The organism is Pseudomonas gorinensis (assembly GCF_042015035.1).
GTDB lineage: Bacteria > Pseudomonadota > Gammaproteobacteria > Pseudomonadales > Pseudomonadaceae > Aquipseudomonas > Aquipseudomonas gorinensis.
In genome coordinates this window covers 4,572,262-4,588,589 of the sequence record NZ_CP167125.1, presented here as the reverse complement: position 1 = coordinate 4,588,589, position 16,328 = coordinate 4,572,262, and the positions used below count along the sequence as shown (strand labels likewise).

The 16,328-nt window shown below is 62.1% G+C and carries 15 protein-coding genes; 6 read left to right on the top strand and 9 right to left on the bottom strand.

Annotated features, from left to right (window positions below; genetic code table 11):
• The first annotated feature begins 112 nt into the window (after positions 1–112).
• Together AB7933_RS20655 and AB7933_RS20650 are read left to right on the top strand one after the other, a co-directional pair.
• Entirely contained in the window at positions 113–808 is a 696-nt protein-coding gene (locus AB7933_RS20655; protein ID WP_024076084.1) for a hypothetical protein, read from the top strand.
• The gene (locus AB7933_RS20650) at positions 805–1,701 is read left to right on the top strand and encodes a hypothetical protein (RefSeq protein ID WP_024076083.1); all 897 of its coding nucleotides are present in this window, start codon (positions 805–807) and stop codon (positions 1,699–1,701) included. Before AB7933_RS20655 ends, AB7933_RS20650 begins: the two co-directional genes overlap by 4 nt.
• Positions 1,702–1,711: 10 nt before the next feature.
• On the opposite strand, the gene tal is transcribed toward AB7933_RS20650, so the two are convergent.
• From tal to AB7933_RS20615, 7 genes are all read right to left on the bottom strand, one after another.
• Complete coding sequence (tal, locus tag AB7933_RS20645) at positions 1,712–2,635, bottom strand: transaldolase (RefSeq protein WP_024076082.1); 924 nt, start codon at positions 2,633–2,635, stop codon at positions 1,712–1,714.
• Positions 2,636–2,659: 24 nt separating this feature from the next.
• Complete coding sequence (locus tag AB7933_RS20640; protein ID WP_024076081.1) at positions 2,660–3,613, bottom strand: sugar-binding transcriptional regulator; 954 nt, start codon at positions 3,611–3,613, stop codon at positions 2,660–2,662.
• A 45-nt stretch (positions 3,614–3,658) separates the two neighbouring features.
• Positions 3,659–4,459 carry an SDR family oxidoreductase gene (locus AB7933_RS20635; RefSeq protein ID WP_024076080.1) on the bottom strand — a complete coding sequence of 267 codons (801 nt, stop codon included), beginning with the start codon at positions 4,457–4,459 and terminating at the stop codon, positions 3,659–3,661.
• A gap of 10 nt (positions 4,460–4,469) precedes the next feature.
• Complete coding sequence (locus tag AB7933_RS20630) at positions 4,470–5,234, bottom strand: SDR family oxidoreductase (RefSeq protein ID WP_024076079.1); 765 nt, start codon at positions 5,232–5,234, stop codon at positions 4,470–4,472.
• A gap of 303 nt (positions 5,235–5,537) precedes the next feature.
• A complete protein-coding gene (locus tag AB7933_RS20625) occupies positions 5,538–7,052 on the bottom strand; it encodes a sugar ABC transporter ATP-binding protein (protein ID WP_041160964.1) in 1,515 nt (504 codons plus the stop codon).
• Positions 7,053–7,067: 15 nt separating this feature from the next.
• Positions 7,068–8,000 carry a sugar ABC transporter substrate-binding protein gene (locus AB7933_RS20620; protein ID WP_024076076.1) on the bottom strand — a complete coding sequence of 311 codons (933 nt, stop codon included), beginning with the start codon at positions 7,998–8,000 and terminating at the stop codon, positions 7,068–7,070.
• Positions 8,001–8,050: 50 nt separating this feature from the next.
• Complete coding sequence (locus AB7933_RS20615) at positions 8,051–9,058, bottom strand: ABC transporter permease (protein WP_024076075.1); 1,008 nt, start codon at positions 9,056–9,058, stop codon at positions 8,051–8,053.
• A gap of 361 nt (positions 9,059–9,419) precedes the next feature.
• Here AB7933_RS20615 and AB7933_RS20610 point away from each other — a divergent pair, with 361 nt between their 5' ends.
• Genes AB7933_RS20610 through AB7933_RS20600 form a run of 3 tightly spaced genes read left to right on the top strand, consistent with a single transcriptional unit; the run spans position 9,420 to position 12,659 of the window.
• Positions 9,420–10,256: a transketolase gene (locus AB7933_RS20610; protein WP_024076074.1), complete on the top strand. Its 837-nt coding sequence runs from the start codon at positions 9,420–9,422 to the stop codon at positions 10,254–10,256.
• On the top strand, positions 10,246–11,178 hold the full coding sequence (locus tag AB7933_RS20605; RefSeq protein WP_024076073.1) for a transketolase family protein: 933 nt from the start codon (positions 10,246–10,248) through the stop codon (positions 11,176–11,178). Before AB7933_RS20610 ends, AB7933_RS20605 begins: the two co-directional genes overlap by 11 nt.
• A 5-nt stretch (positions 11,179–11,183) precedes the next feature.
• A complete protein-coding gene (locus AB7933_RS20600; protein WP_024076072.1) occupies positions 11,184–12,659 on the top strand; it encodes an FGGY family carbohydrate kinase in 1,476 nt (491 codons plus the stop codon).
• Positions 12,660–12,840: 181 nt separating this feature from the next.
• On the opposite strand, the gene AB7933_RS20595 is transcribed toward AB7933_RS20600, so the two are convergent.
• The gene (locus AB7933_RS20595) at positions 12,841–13,785 is read right to left on the bottom strand and encodes an aliphatic sulfonate ABC transporter substrate-binding protein (RefSeq protein ID WP_041161243.1); all 945 of its coding nucleotides are present in this window, start codon (positions 13,783–13,785) and stop codon (positions 12,841–12,843) included.
• A 573-nt stretch (positions 13,786–14,358) separates the two neighbouring features.
• Complete coding sequence (locus AB7933_RS20590) at positions 14,359–15,222, bottom strand: LysR family transcriptional regulator (protein WP_024076070.1); 864 nt, start codon at positions 15,220–15,222, stop codon at positions 14,359–14,361.
• A 101-nt stretch (positions 15,223–15,323) separates the two neighbouring features.
• On the opposite strand from AB7933_RS20590, the gene AB7933_RS20585 reads away from it, so the two are divergent.
• Positions 15,324–16,328 (top strand): quinone oxidoreductase family protein, encoded by a 1,005-nt coding sequence (locus AB7933_RS20585; RefSeq protein ID WP_024076069.1) that lies wholly within the window; start codon positions 15,324–15,326, stop codon positions 16,326–16,328.

The following is a 16,328-nucleotide window of genomic DNA, read 5'->3' as shown; positions in this document are numbered from 1 at the left end:
TAAGTTGACGCCATTTTTTCCTGCTTTTAATATCCCCAGCCAATGATGGCATGGTGATGGCATTTGCTCGTCAGACACTGCCGGCAATCCACTCTTTAAAAGGACTTTTCCCGTGGCATTTCGCACGTTCCGAAACTGTATCGCCCTGTTTTTCATCTGCTCCGGCCTGTTTGGTTGCGCAGCCAATATCCAAAAGCCGGTTGAACTCGACACCCAGTTCTGGAACGACAAGAGCCAGACCATTGGTGTGGCCATGACTGCCTTGCCGCCCTCGGAGCTGGTGCTCGGTGGCAATCAGGGGCTGTTGGACCTGGCGATCAACAAGGGTGTCAACAGTAAACTCAGCACCCACGTCAGTACCTGGAAGCTGCAGGACGCCGCAAGTATTCCCGATGAAATCGTCGCCAAGCTGGTGGCCAAGGGTTACAAGGCCAAGCGCGTGGACGAGTCGATCGACCTCGCCAAGTTCAAGGAAACCAAATTCCGCGAAGGCTTCTTCGGCCGTGACCTGACGCCATTGCAAGCCAAGTACGGCGTGGATCGCCTGCTGTTGATCTCCTACACCGCCAGTGGCGCATACCGCACCTACTACAGCGTGGTGCCTACCAGCGTGCCGACCCCGCAAGTGGGCGGTATCGGCCTGGTGGTCGACCTGCGTGACAATCACCTGCTCTGGTACAAGCCGTTTGCCGTGACTCAGCCGGCGCAGGGTGAGTGGGACCAACCCAACTTCAGCAACTTGTCGAACGCCTACTACCAGGCCGTGGACAGCAGCCGTCAACTGGTCATCACTCCGTTCGCCCAATGAAGGTCCTGGGCAGTGCCTTGCTCATTGTCAGCGGCCTGATGCTGGGGGCGTGCGCCCAGCATCCGCTGCCTGAACCGGGCTTCAATACACCGTCCGCGCTGTCTTATATCAATGCCCACGGCGCCAAGGTCGAAGTGCGGTGGCCGGCGCAGGGCCTTGTCACCGCGTCGATGGTGATTGATAGCAAGCGCGCGGCGGACGCCGCTCAAGTCAGTGACAATGTCACCCGCAGCGCGGTGAATGCCGGGGGCGTGGTGGGGTTGTTGATCGCCAGCGCCATTAATACCCAGACCGGCGCGGGTGTGCTCGAACGCGATGCGCGCAATAGTGCGGAACACGATGCACGCCCGATGACGACGCTGCTCGGTGAGCAAAACCTGGAAGCGGCCTTTTCCCGACGCTATCAACAGACCGGCCAGGCGGCTGGCCTGCCTGCGGCACAGGGGCCGGTCAGCGCGCTGGTGCTGGTCGAACCGCAGCTGGTGCTGAGCGCGGACCGGGGCAGCTTTACCCTGGTCAACCGGGTACAGGTCCAGGACATCGCCGGGTCGGTGCTGTATCAACGGCGCATTGACGTGGTCGGGCAGCCGTTTCGCAGCTGTGGTGCGCAATGCATCGACGATGGCCACCTGGAGTGGGCCAAGGTGAATGAGCAACTCGAAGCCTGCATTGACGAGACCATGCGCGTGCTTGCACAAGACCTGCGCGCGGGCGAGGGGGTGGATGCAGGGGAGCAGACGGTGCGTTACGTGCTGGACGGTCGCCGTGTGGTTGAACGCGGTCGGCTGTTGCCGTCAGCCGGTGTGTATCACCGGTACCGTAACCTGGATGGCGCAATCAAGTCGGTACCGATGCCATTCGAAAACATCGCGGCGCAGGCGGTTTCACCCTGACCGGGCGGGCTTAGAGCCCGCCGAGCAAGGTCTCCAGCTTTTCCTGGTCACGGGCAAACTGGCGGATACCTTCCGCGAGTTTTTCCGTGGCCATTGCATCTTCATTCGACGCCCAGCGAAATTGCGCCTGCGTCAGCCGCTGGCGCGGTTCGCCGTCGGTGCCTGGCACCAGCTTGCGTTCCAGGGTGCCCTGGTCTTCGTCGAGCTTTTGCAGCAGGTCCGGGCTGATGGTCAGGCGGTCGCAGCCAGCCAGTTGTTCGATCTGGCTGAGGGTGCGGAAGCTGGCGCCCATCACCACGGTCTTGATTTCATTGGTCTTGTAGTAGTTGTAGATGCGCGTCACCGACTGCACGCCCGGATCATCAACGCCGGTGTAGTCCAGGCCGGTGTTCTTGCGGTACCAGTCGTAGATACGGCCCACGAATGGTGAGATCAGGAACACGCCGGCATCGGCGCAGGCCACGGCCTGGGCGAAGGAGAACAACAGGGTCAGGTTGGTCTGGATCCCGGCTTTTTCCAGGCGCTCGGCGGTGCGGATGCCTTCCCAGGTGGAGGCCAGTTTGATCAGCACGCGGTCGCGGCCGATACCGGCCTGGTCGTACAGGGCGATCAACTGGTTGGCCTTGGCCCACAATGCGTCTTCGTCGAAGGACAGGCGTGCGTCGACTTCGGTGGAGATGCGCCCGGGGATCACCTTGAGAATGCCGGCACCCACCGCCACTGCAAAGTGGTCGCAGGCCAGGCCCACGTCACCCTTGGCATGGGCCACGGCGCTGCGCAGCAGCTCGGCATATTCCGGGATGGCGGCGGCCTTGAGCAGCAGGGAGGGGTTGGTGGTGGCGTCGACCGGGCGCAGGCGGCTGATGGCTTCCAGGTCGCCGGTGTCACAGACCACGGTGGTGAATTGCTTGAGTTGTTCGAGCTTGGACGTCATGAGCGGCAGTCTCCAGAATGAGGGTTAGTGGTTCAGCGCCTGGGCGGTGTCGAGGTCGGTGATCAGGATGTCGAGGTAGCCGCCCTTGAGCGCCCCACGAATCGCCTGGACCTTGTTCAACCCGCCGGCGAGGCCGAGCACGCGGTGGATCGAGCGCAGCTTGGGCAGCGCTACCGACACCACGAATTCTTCATCTTCTTCCAGCACCGGCTTGCCCTGGGCATCGAAGTAGCGCAGGCAGATATCGCCGACGGCACCGCGTTCGGCGAGCAGGCGCAGCATGTCTTCGGTGTAGTAGTTGCCGCTGTTGCGCAGCAGCTGCGAGGGTTCCAGGTCGCCGATGCCGACAATCGCCAGGGTGATGCTGTCAAAGCGTTGCAGCACCTCCTTGACCTCTTCCATTTCGATGATGCGCTGCTTGCTTTCCACCGATTGCTCGATGCTCTGTGACGGCAGCAAAAACGCCGGGCAGTTGAGCAGGGTGGCCAGGCGTTGGGTCAGCAGGGTGGCTTCGAAGGCGCCTTTGTTGCCGACGCCGCCCAACAGTTGTACCACTTCCTGGGCGCCTTGCTTGCCCGGTTGTGCATGCAAATGGCCGACCATGGCGCGAATGGTGCTGCTCCACGACGAAATACCGATATGGTCCTGGGGTGACAGGCTGGTCTCCAGGTAATGAGCGGCGGCCGAGCCGATGGCCTGCTTGATGCTTTCATCGTTGCCCGGTTCGGTGGCTTCCACCACGATCACCCGGCGCACGCCATAACGGCGCTGCAATTGGGTTTCCAGCTCCAAGTGCAGGCCTTGCAGGCGCATGACCGTGATCTTGACCACGCCTTCTTGCAGCGCCCGGCGCAGGGCGCGGCTGATAAAGGATTGGGACAGGTCCAGCTGGGCGGAAATCTCGGACTGCTTGAGCCCTTCTTCGTAATAGAGGCTCGCGATCTTGGTGATCAGGCGCTGTTCTTCGATCTGGCTCATGAAGGCCTCGGTGGTGAAATCAATGCGGGTGAGGATACCAAACCCTTACGACATGATCAGGCCGCCGTCGATATTGATTGCCTGGCCGGTCAGGTAGGCCGCGTCATCGGAGGCCAGGAATGCCACCAATCCCGCCACGTCCGAGGGTTTGCCGGCTCGGCGCAGGGGGATGTTCTTGACCCACTCGGCCATCAGTTCACCCTTGCCATAGCGCTTTTCATCGGTGCTGAGGATCTCGCCCCAGACGCGGTCGTTGTAGTCCCACATCTCGCTTTCGATGATACCGGGGCAGAACGCGTTGACCGTGATGTTATGTCGCGCCAACTCCAGCGCCAGGCTCTGGGTGATGCCGATCACGCCCATTTTGCTCGCGGCGTAGTGCGGGGTGTAGATAAACCCCTGGCGGCCCTGGCCGGACGAGGTGTTGATCAGCCGGCCGCTGCCTTGCTTGACCATGTATTTGGCCGCTTCCCGGCAGCCCAGCCACACGCCGGTGGTGTTGACTTGCAGGACCTTGTCGAAGTCGGCACGGGGCATTTTGTCGTAGTGATCGATGGTGATGATGCCGGCGTTCTGTACCGACACGTCGATGCTGCCAAAGCGTGCGTGGCCTTCGCGGTAGAGCTTTTCGATATCGTCTTCACGGGTGACGTCGATGCCCAGCGCGAGGACATCGACCTGGTATTCCAGGGCCAGTTGGTCGGCGGTGAAGGTCACGCGCTCGAGGTCGTTGGAGGCCAGCACCAGGTTGGCGCCCTCCTGGGCGAAGCGCTCGGCAATGCCGGCGCCGATACCACGGCAGGCGCCGGTGATCACCACAGTTTTACCGCTGAATCGTTGCGACATGAGGGGCTCCTTACCAGCAGACAAAGCCGCCATCGACCAACAGGTCGACACCGGTGCAGAAAGACGACGCCTGGCTGACCAGGAAGATCGCCGGGCCGACCATTTCGTCCACGCTGGCCATGCGGCCCATGGGCGTGGTCTGTTCAAAGATCTTCACCTGGTCGGCGACTTCCGGGCGTGAGTTCATCGGCGTGGCGGTGTAGCCCGGGCTGATGCAATTGACCCGCAGGCCCTTGTCTGCCCACTCCATCGCCAGGCTTTTGCTCAGGTGGATCACCCCGGCCTTGGAGGTGTTGTAGTGGGCTTGCAACAGGCCACGATTGACGATGCTGCCGGACATGGAGGCGATATTGACGATCGCGCCTTTGCCCCGTGGCAACATCACCGCGGCCTGGGCCTGGCAACTGAGGAAGATGCCGGTGAGGTTGATGTCCAGGGTGGTTTGCCAGCGTTGCAGTTCCAGGTCCTCGGCGGCCTGGGCATTGGCGATGCCGGCGCAGTTGACGGCCACGCTGAGTGGGCCGAGTTCTTGTTCGGTTCGCGCGACCGCTGCATCCAGCGCGGCGCGTTCGGTGACGGTGCCGCTGAGGGCCAGGGCTCGACGGCCCAGGGCCTGGATGCGTTCTACCGTGCTGGCAATGCCGGGGCTGCCCGGAAGATCAAAGCAGGCGACATCCGCGCCCGCTTCGGCGAGCCCGACGGCGATAGCCTGGCCAATGCCGCTGCCGGCGCCGGTGACAAAGGCCACTTGGTCTTGAAGACTAAAAAGTTGCATGAACTACTCCAATCTTGAAATCACAGTGGAACCCCTGTGGGAGGGGGCTGTGCAGGTGTTTGGTTATGCGGTGGCCATTTCCATTACCGAAACCGGGGTGGCCTCGCCGCGCTCCAGAGTCCCCATTCGCCAAAAGTCACGACTGAAAAGCTGCATGGATAACTCCAATTTTGAAATCACAGTAGATCCCCTGTGGGAGGGGGCTTGCCCCCGATGGCAGTGGTGCAGTTACAGATGCATCTACTGACACTCCCTCATCGGGGGCAAGCCCCCTCCCACATTGGGATCTGTGCAGGTGTTTGGTTATGCGGTGGCCATTTCCATTACCGACACCGGGGTGGCCTCGCCACGCTCCAGAATCCCCATCTGCCGGCCCCGGCTCATCACCATCACGCGGTGTGACAGCCCGAGCACTTCATCCAGGTCCGAACTGACCACAATCACCGCCATGCCCTTGGCTGCCAGGTCGGCGATCACTTCGTAGATCGCTGCCCGCGCGCCCACGTCAATCCCGCGCGTCGGTTCATCAAGGATGAACACCTTGGGGTTGCGCGCCAGCCACTTGGCGATGATCACCTTCTGCTGGTTACCGCCGGACAGACTGGAAATCCGCGACTGCGGCGCACCTTTCACACCCAGCCGCGCCACCGCCGTGCGCGCGAATTCGCGCAGCGGGGCAGGGAACACCCAGCCGCGTTTGTCGAGCAAATCGGTGTTGCCATAAATCAGGTTGTCTTCGATGCGATGCTCCACCACCACGCCTTGCTGCTTGCGGTCTTCCGGTACCAGCACCACACCGGCCTGGATCGCCTCGAAGGGCGAGCGCAACTGGCATGTCTCGCCATCGAGCACCGTATGCCCTTGGATGTCCTGTGCCGCACCGGCTATGGTGCGCACCAGCTCGGTCCGCCCGGCGCCGACCACCCCGGCAATGCCGAACACTTCACCGGCGCGTACGCTGAAGTCGATGCCGTGCAAGGCAAACTCGCGGCAGGTCAGATCCTTGACCTGCAACATCACGCGCTCTTGCGGCGCCTGCAACGCAGGGAAAATTCGCTCCAGGCTGCGCCCGACCATCTGCTCCACCAATTCCCGCACTGGCACTTGCGCCGTGGCATGCAGGGCGATCTGGCGACCGTCGCGCAGCACCAGCACACGGTCGGCGATGCGCGCGATTTCTTCCAGGCGATGGCTGATATAGATGAATGACACACCCTCGGCCTTGAGCCGTTCCACCTGCTTGAACAGCAGCTCGGTTTCGTCCCCGCCCAAGGCCGCGGTGGGCTCATCGAGGATCAGCAGGCTGGCCTTGAGTGTCAGTGCCTTGGCGATTTCCACCAGTTGCTGGGCCGCCACGCTCAGGCCCTCGACCTTACGCGATGCCGGCACCTTGAGCCCCAGGCGCTCCAATTGGATCTGCGCCTGGGCCTCCATGTACTCGCGGTCGACCCGCCCGTGGCGCATGGGCAGGCGGCCGACGAAGATGTTTTCGGCGATCGACAATTGCGGCAACAGACGGATTTCCTGGTGGATCAGGCCGATCCCGGCCCCCAGTGCGGCACCCGGCGAGGCTGGGGTGTAGGGCTCGCCGAGCCAGGTCATGCTGCCCCCGGCTTCGGGTTGCACGAGCCCGGCGATGATCGACGACAAGGTCGACTTGCCCGCGCCGTTTTCGCCGAGCAACGCCAGGACTTCGCCGGGGCGAATATCCACATTGATCTGCGACAGCACCTGCACCGGGCCATAGGCCTTGCTGATATTGCGCAGGCATAGCACGGCATCGGGTTCAGCTGCACGGGTATCCAGAGCGGCTTGCATGACGACCTCCACGGCTTACGGGTGCTGTTGCAGGAACGGCGCGACGTTTTCTTTAGTGGTCAGCACGGTGGGCAGCAGTTGTTCCTTGGGCACGGCCTTGCCGGCTTTCAGGTCAATGGCCGAGGCCACGGCCAGGCGCCCCATTTTCTGCGTCTGCTGGGTCATGGTCGCGTTCAGCACACCGCTTTGCACGGCCTTGAGCCCGGCCACGTCACCGTCGAAACCGACCACCACCACCGGGTGATCGAGGTTGCCGACCTTCACCGCCTGGGCGGCGCCCAAGGCCATGGCATCGGCGCGGCCGAAGAACACGGTGATATTCGGGTCACGCTGGAGCAGGTCCTGGGCCACGGCGAAGCCTTTGTCCTGGGCCCATTCGGCGGGTTGCTGGGCCACCACCTTCAGGTTCGGGAAGGCTTTCAACCCTTCTTCAAAACCTTTGGCGCGATCATTCTCGGGGGTGGTGCCGAGCTGGCCTTGCAGGATCGCGATACGGCCCTTGCCGTCGGTGATCTTGCCCACGTATTCGGCCAGGGTCTTGGCCCCGTCCACGCTGTCGCTGGCGATAAAGGTGTCGCCGGGTGCGTCGGGGGCGTTGCGGTCGACAGCGATGACCGGGATGCCGGCAGCCTTGGCGGCTTTCACCGGCACACCGGCCGCAGTGGCGCCAGCCGGGATGTAGATCAGCACATCGATCTGGCGGGTGATCAAGTCTTCAATCTGGCTGACCTGGGTCGAAGAGTTGCCCTGGGCATCCACGGTGATCACCTTGATCCCCTTGGCCTTGCCCTCGGCTTCCACCGATTGCTTGATCTGGTTGAAGAAGTCGGCCTGCAGGTTGGCCACGGCCAGGCCGATGGTCAGGTCCTTGGCCCAGGTGGTGCCGGCGGCAGTGAGGGTGGCGGCGGCGAGAGCGGTGGCTAACAGCAGTTTCTTGGGGCTGAACATGTCGGTGACTCCTGGTTTTATTGTTGGAGGGTGTCAACTGTCGAACAGGTTTAACGGGCAGTGCTGGAGCGGCGTCGCAGGGTGTCGATGGTGACGGCGAGGGCAATGACCACACCGATCACCACTTGTTGAATGAAGGGCGAAACACCCAGCAGGTTGAGGCCATTGCGCAGCACACCAATGATCAACACGCCGACGAGGGTGCCGCCGATGCTGCCGACGCCGCCACTGAGGCTGGCGCCGCCAATCACCACGGCGGCGATGGCGTCCAGTTCCAGGCTCAGCCCGGCACTCGGTTGCGAAGAATCAAGGCGTGCGGCGAGGGTCACGGCGGCGATACCGGCGAGGGCACCGCTGATGGCGTACACCCACAAGGTAATCGCACGCACCTTGATGCCCGACAGCCGCGCGACTTCCGGGCTGCCGCCCATGGCGTAGAGGTTGCGGCCACCGGCACGAAAGCGCAGGAACACCCAGGCCACCACCAGCATCACCAGGAACAGCCCCACGGTGGCCGAGAGGAAACCAAAGTGGCGCACCGTGGCCAGGCTGGTGAACCAGTCCGGGTAGCCGACGATCTGCCGGCCTTCGGTGAGGATATTTGCCAGGCCACGGGCTACCGACATCATGGTCAGCGTGGCAATAAAGGGCGGCAGCTTGGCGTAGGTGATCAACCCACCGGACACCAACCCGGCGAGCATGCCGCTGGCAATCGAGATAGGAATCGCGAAGCCCAGCGGCACGGCCTGATCCTGATACAGCCAGCCGAGCATCATCATTGAAAAGGCCAGCACCGAGCCGACCGACAGGTCGATGCCGCCGATCACGATCACCGCCGTCATGCCAATCGCCAGGATGCCCAGTACGGTGACCTGATCGAGGATGTTCAGGCCATTGCGCAACGAAAAGAAGAATTCAGAGCTGAAGGAGAAGACCAGCACCAACAGCACCAGGCCGATCAGCGGGCCGCCGATGTTGCTGGGCAGCAGTTTCACCAGACGTGGGCGGGGTGGCGGCTTGAGTTCGGCCGGATGCTGGACAATAGCTTTGGCGTCCACAGTGTTCTCCTGATTTATTTTTTTTGGAGTGCTTTCAGGCGTCTTGAATATTTATGCGTGCCTGACTGTTAATTCAGATTCCAGTGACACCGTGTCAAAGTCAAGCGCTTAATTTTTCATGTGTGCCTCTAGGCTGGCACTTTCACACGCCACAAAGCCACGGGATAGATAAGCCCGCGTGGGATTTTGGCCGTTTGTCCGAGGGCTGTTTCCGGGGTTTATTTCATTTTTTCGCCGGTCGCTCACTTGACCTGCTGAGCGTTCGGCGTCTAAATAGAAATATATTGTCACTGCTGAATAAATATTCAAAACAGCTTTGGACACTTTCACCCCGCGTGGTCAGCCTCAAAGGAGCCGCTGCATGAATGCCTTCCAGTACGACGCCCACCAGATCAAGGAACAGGCCCGCCTGATCCGTCGCCATGTGATCCGCCTGAATGCCGACTCACCGGCCGGCGGTCACACCGGGGCTGACTTGTCGGAGACCGACATCCTGGCCACCCTGTATTTCCGCATCCTCAACACCGGCCCGGAACGTACCGAAGACCCGGAGCGGGATATCTATATCCAGAGCAAAGGCCATGGCGTGGGCGGTTTGTACTGCTGCCTGGCGCAGGCAGGCTACATCCCCACTGAGTGGCTGCCGACCTACCAGCACTTCAATTCCCACTTGCCCGGCCACCCGGTACGGCAGAAAACCCCCGGCATCGAACTCAATACCGGCGCGCTTGGGCATGGTCTGCCGGTGGCCGTGGGGCTGGCGTTGGCGGCGAAAATGTCCGGCAGCAAAAAACGCATCTACGTGCTGACCGGCGACGGTGAGCTGGCCGAAGGCTCCAACTGGGAAGCGGCGATGGCGGCGGCCAAGTACGGTCTGGATAACCTGTTTGTGATCGTCGACAAGAACAAGCTGCAACTGGCCGGCCTTACCGCCGAGATCATGCCGCTGGACCCGTTGGACGTGAAATGGGCGGCCTTCGGCTTCAGCGTCAGCGAATGCGACGGTAACGATGTGGGCCAATTGATCGAGGCCCTGGAAACCATGCAGACCAAGACCGGCGCGCCCCAGGTGCTGATCGCCCACACCATCAAAGGCAAGGGCGTGTCGTTTATCGAAGCCCGTCCCGAATGGCACCACCGCGTGCCCAAGGGTGATGAAATCAACGCGGCACTGGAGGAGTTGAACCATGGCGAGTGAACATTTGGCGAGCGTCATGGTGGACGCGTTTATCGCCGCCGTCGATGCCGGGCTGGACGTGGTGCCGGTGGTCAGTGACTCCACCTCTACGGCCAAGATCGGTCCGTTTGCCCAGCGCTTTCCCGAGCGTCTGATTAACGTCGGCATTGCCGAACAGTCCCTGGTCAGCGTCGCTGCGGGCCTGGCCCTGGGCGGCAAGATCGCCGCTACCTGCAATGCGGCGCCATTCCTGATTTCCCGCGCCAATGAGCAGATCAAGGTCGACGTCTGCTACAACCAGGCCAACGTCAAGATGTTCGGCCTCAATGCCGGCACCAGTTACGGCCCGCTGGCCAGCACCCACCACAGCCTCGACGATATCTCGGTGATGCGCGGCTTTGGCAATGTGCAGATTTTCGCCCCGGCGGATGCGCGTGAATGCCGTCAGATCGTCGATTACGCGCTGCGCTATCACGGCCCGGTGTATATCCGGCTCGATGGTAAGGCCCTGCCGGATGTGCACGAGGGCGACTACCAATTCGTGCCTGGGCAGGTGGATATCCTGCGCCAAGGCGCGGATGTGAGCATCGTGGCCTTGGGCTCGGTGGTGCATGAAGCGGTGGATGCGGCCGCATTGCTGGCGGAACAGGGCATCCAGGCGCAGGTGATCAACCTGTCGTCGATCCGGCCCTTGCAGCGCGATGTACTGCTCAGCGCATTGAGCGGCACGCGCGCGGTGATCAGTGTGGAAGAGCACAATATCAACGGCGGCGTCGGCAGCCTGGTCGCCGAAGTGCTGGCCGAAGCTGCATTGGGTATTCCCTTGATCCGCCTGGGCATTGGCGATGGTGAATACGCCGCCGCCGGCGCCCGCGAACCGACGCGCGCCTTGCATAACATTGATGCGGCTGGGATCGTGGCGGCTGCCACTCGGTTGCGGTGAATCCCATGAACAACAACACTCCGCTGATCCTGGCGCTGGATGAAGGCACCAGCAACGCCAAGGCGGTGCTGGTCAATGAACTTGGCCAGGTGATTGCGCGCGGTTCGCGGCCACTGAGCATCAGCCATCCCCAGGCCGGGTTTTCCGAACAGGACCCCCTGTTGATCTGGCAAAACACGTTGGCGGCGATTGAAGAATGCCTGGCCCAGGTGGATCGTCCGATCACTGCGCTGGCGATCAGCAACCAGCGTGAGTCGGTGGTGGCGTGGGATCGTCGTAGCGGCGAGCCGCTGTCGCCTTGCATCAGTTGGCAATGCCGACGCTCCACCGCGTTGTGCACCCAGCTGCATGCGCAGGGCCATGAAGCACTGATCCTGGAGAAGACCGGGCTGGCATTGGACCCGATGTTCTCGGCGGGCAAATTTCGCTGGATTCTCGATCACCTTGAGGATGGCCACGGCCGCGCCGCTGCCGGGCAGATCTGCCTGGGCACGGTCGACAGCTGGCTGTTGTGGAAACTCAGCGGCGGCCAGGTGTTCGCCACCGACTATTCCAACGCCGCGCGTACCCAACTGTTCAACCTGCACACCTGTGCCTGGGATCCTGAGCTTTTGCAGCTGTTCGCCATTCCGGCCGCGGCCTTGGCACCGATCCAGCCGAGCGCCGGTTTCTTCGCCGAAACGGTCGCCGTGGGCAGCTTGCCCGCCGGTATCCCGGTGATGTCGATGATCGGCGACTCCCATGCGGCGCTTTACGGGCAGGGCGGTTTCGCGCCGGGGCTGGTCAAGGCCACCCTCGGCACCGGTTCGTCCTTGATGACGCCCATAAGCGGCCCGATTGCCTCCACCCATGGCCTGTCGACCACCTTGGCTTGGCACGACGGCAGCCAGCCCACCTTCGGCATGGAAGGCAATATCGTCCATACCGGCGCCGCCGTGCAGTGGGCTTCGCGGTTGGTGGCCGGGGAGTCCCTGGACGCCTTGACCGAACAGGCCGCGCAACTGCCGGATAACGGTGGCGTGTATTTTGTGCCGGCGCTCTCCGGTCTCGGCGCACCGCACTGGAAGGCCGACGCCCGTGGGCTGATCTGCGGGTTGACCGAAGCCACGTCCGGCGCGCATATCCTGCGCGCGTCGCTGGAATCGATCGGCTATCAGATTCGCGATGTGTTCGAGGCCATGCAGCAAGACATCGGCAGCCCGCTCAAGGAACTGTGGGTGGATGGCGGCGCCACGCGCAACCGTTGGCTGATGCAGTTCCTGGCCAACCTGTTGCAACGGCCGGTGGTGCGCAGCCTGTCGCCGGAAGTCTCGGCGCTGGGCGCAGCGCACCTGGCGGGGAGGGCGCTGGGGATTTGGGCGAGTGATGAGGCGCTGGGTGCATTGGAGCGCCAGCGCGAGCGGTTTGAACCGCAGGATGACCCGGCGATGGCAGGGCGTTACACCGAGTGGAAAAACGCCCTGGCCCGCACACTCCTCTAACTTGGCATCCACGGCCTTGAGCAACAGCCGCGATTTGACGGGGTGTATAGGGATCAAAAGTGTGAGAGGGGGCTTGCCCCCGATGGCGGTGTATCAGTCAGCTCATCTGTCACTGACCCACTGCCATCGGGGGCAAGTCGAATCGTCGCACCGCCCCTCCCACATTTGGCCTGTGCAAGCCTCAAGGGCGCCAGGTCTGCACATCCGTGGCATCCACGGCCTTGGGTAATAACCCCGCCTTGAAGAACGCATCGGCAATCTTCTGCTGCTCACCCAACTGATCCACCGTCACCGGCTGCACCTGATAACTGCGGTGCGCGTTCGCCGCTTCCACCGTGGCCACATCCAGGTTGCCCCACAACGGCCCAAGCACTTTCGCTGCGTCCTGGGGGTGGGTCTTTATCCATTGGCCGGCTTTTTCCAACTGTTCATACACCACTTTCAACACGTCGGGATGGGCCTTGGCGTACGGCGTGCCGGTCAGGTAGTAACGCTTGTAGCTGGCCAGGCCTGCGCCATCGGCCAGGGTGCGCGTCGGTAACTGGCGCTGCACGCTGGTGAGGAAGGGTTCCCAGGTCACCCAGGCATCCACCTTGTTGTTCTCGAACGCCGCGCGACCATCGGCCGGCGAGAGGTAGGCCGGTTCGATATCCGAGAACGCCAGGTCGGCCTTGGCCAACGCGGCAATCAACAGGTAGTGCGTGCCGGCGGCTTTGGTGACCGCGACCTTCTTGCCTTTCAAGTCCGCCAATTGCTGGATCGACGAATCCTTGTGCACCACGATCGCCTGGGCGTTGGGCGAGGGCGCTTCCTGGGCGAAGTAGGTGAGCTTGGCCTGGGCCGCCTGGGCGAAGATCGGCACGGTGTCGGCCACGTCGGCGCTGATGTCCACGTTGCCGACATTCAGTGCTTCCAACAACGGCAGGCCACTGGGGAACTCGTGCCAGGACACATCGATATGCTCGGCTTTGAGGGCCTTTTCCAGGGTGCCTTGGGTTTTCAGCAGGGTGATCAAGGTCGAGGATTTCTGGTAACCGATGCGCAGGGTTTCCTGGGCTTCGGCGCTTACGGCGACGGCAAAAGCGAGTAACCCTAATACAGCGGCGAGGGGACGACGTATGGACATGGCGCGCTCGATGTTCAACGAAATTGCGCCAAGCATAAAGTTCTAAAAACCATTCGATAAATAATTTTTGGATCTGAGCTTAGGGCACTTTTATCCGCTTGCTGCTCATCGGGCATAACCCTGTAGTTATAGGGCTAATTCATAAAGTCCAGTCATTAATATAAACAATAGAATTTTTATGCACATGCCTGTCATGGCCCCATCCCGCCAGATCCATTTCTGTTGAGCGCGCTTTCTGTGGCGAGCGGGCTTGCCCTAATGCCGTTCAGTTAAGCGTACATCGCCTTCTGTAGGAGCGAGCTTGCTCGCGAAAAACGTCAACGATAACGCGTGTTTCCTGAGTGAACGCGGCGCCTGTGAGTTCTTCGCGAGCAAGCTCGCTCCTACAAAAAAGCCTTAACTGAACGGCATTAGGGCTTGCCCCGCGTTGGGCTGCGCAGCAGCCCCAATAAGCCCACCGCGTTATTTCAGACAACACTCGGTGGCAGGATTCAGGGCCGCTTCGCCCCCCAACGTGGGTGGGGATGCTGCCGGTGGCGTATCGCAAGAAATTCCTCAGCACCCTGGGCTGAATCAACGGCGCAGCTGCGGCTCGCCTTCAATGCAATCGACCAAAAATTCCATCACCACTTTCACCGACGGTGAGCGCCGCATATCCGGGTACACCGTCAGCCAGATATCGCGCACCGGCCCGTCGCTGGCGGTGGGCAAGCGCGCCAGTTGCGGGTCGTGATCACCCACCAGCGTCGGCAATACCACCGCGCCCACCTGGGAGCGGGCCGCCATTTGTTGGGTGATCAACTCACTGGCGGCAAATACGATCGGGCGCTGGCCGCGCAGTTGGTGCATCCACGCTTGCTGGGGCAGGTGGTCGCGGCTGCTGTCGTAGGCGATGAACGTCCAGTGGGCGGCGGGCAGTTGCTTGAACACTGGCGCGGCATACAACCCGAAGCGCACCACACCGACCTTGCGCCGCACCAGCGCGTCCTCGTCGGGGCGTACGGTGCGCAGGGCGATATCGGCTTCGCCCTTATCCAGCGCGGCCAGTTGGGTGGAGGGCATCAGCACCAGGTTCAGCTGTGGGTACTGGGCTCGCAAGTGCGCCACGTGGGGCGCGATGCAATGGTTGGCAATGGACGGCGGGCAACTGACCCGTACCGTGCCGGCCAGTTCGATGGACGCTACCCGTGACAAGCGCATGACTTCGGTAGCCATCTCGCCCATGCCCGCCGCCAGTTCAGCCAATGCCCGGCCCTGGGCAGTGAGTGGTCGGCTGCGGGGCAGGCGGTCGACCAGTTTCACCCCGAGGGCTGTTTCCAGGGCGTCGACCCGGCGCCCGACGGTAGCGTGTTCCACCTGCAACTCGCGGGCGGCGGCCGACAGCGATTGGGTGCGGGCCAAGACGGTGAAGTAATACAGGTCCTGCCAATCGAACATCGGGTTATTTCCGCACAGAGGTTGGGAGGGTTTGGGGAATTTTCCTACTGATAAGGTCCTTTTACCATGGCCGCTTCCCAGTGCAAACGGAGTTGTTCCCGATGAAAGCCATCACCCTGCAAACCTATGGCGGACCCGAGGTTGCCCTGCTGCGCCATGACGCTCCCATACCCCAGGTCACGCCAGGCCATGTGCTGGTCAAGGTGGCCTGTGCCGGGATCAATTTCATGGATGTCCACACGCGCCAGGGCAAGTACGCCCAATCGACGACGTACCCGGTGCGCCTGCCTTGCACCTTGGGCATGGAAGGCGCCGGAGTGGTCGTTGACGTAGGCGCCGGCGTCAGTCATTTGCACGTCGGTGATCGGGTCGCCTGGTGTATCGCCTGGGGGGCTTATGCTGAATACGCCGCTGTGCCGGCGGACAAAATCGCGCAGATTCCCAGCGCAATCACCTTCGATCAGGCGGCAGCCGCGATGTTCCAGGGCTGCACCGCCCATTACCTGATTGACGATGTGGCGCGCTTGCACGCCGGCAGTACCTGCCTGGTGCATGCGGCGTCGGGCAGCATTGGCCAATTATTGGTGCAGATGGCGCGGCGGTTGGGCGCGACGGTATTTGCCACCGGTAGCAGCGCTGAAAAATGCGCGATTGCCCTGCAACGCGGTGCCCATCAGGCCTGGACGTATGACGAAGGGCGATTCGCCGAGCGCGTGCGCGAGGCTACGGCGGGGCAGGGCGTAGATGTGGTGTTCGACTCACTGGGCAAAACCACCTTGCGTGACAGTTTCCGCGCTTGCCGCACGCGAGGCTTGATCGTCAATTACGGCAATGTCTCGGGCTCGCTGACGGACCTGGACCCGATTGAACTGGGGGAGGCCGGCTCACTGTTTTTGACGCGGCCACGCTTGGCTGACCACATGGCCGATGGCGCGACCGTGCAACGGCGAGCCAATGCTGTTTTTGCGGCGATGTTGGAAGGATCGCTGACGGTGGAGATCGAGGGACATTACAGCCTGGAGACGGTGAAGCAGGTGCATGCGCGCATCGAGGCGCGGCAACAAATAGGTAAGGCGGTGGTGTGGGTGGACCGCGACGTGGTTTGA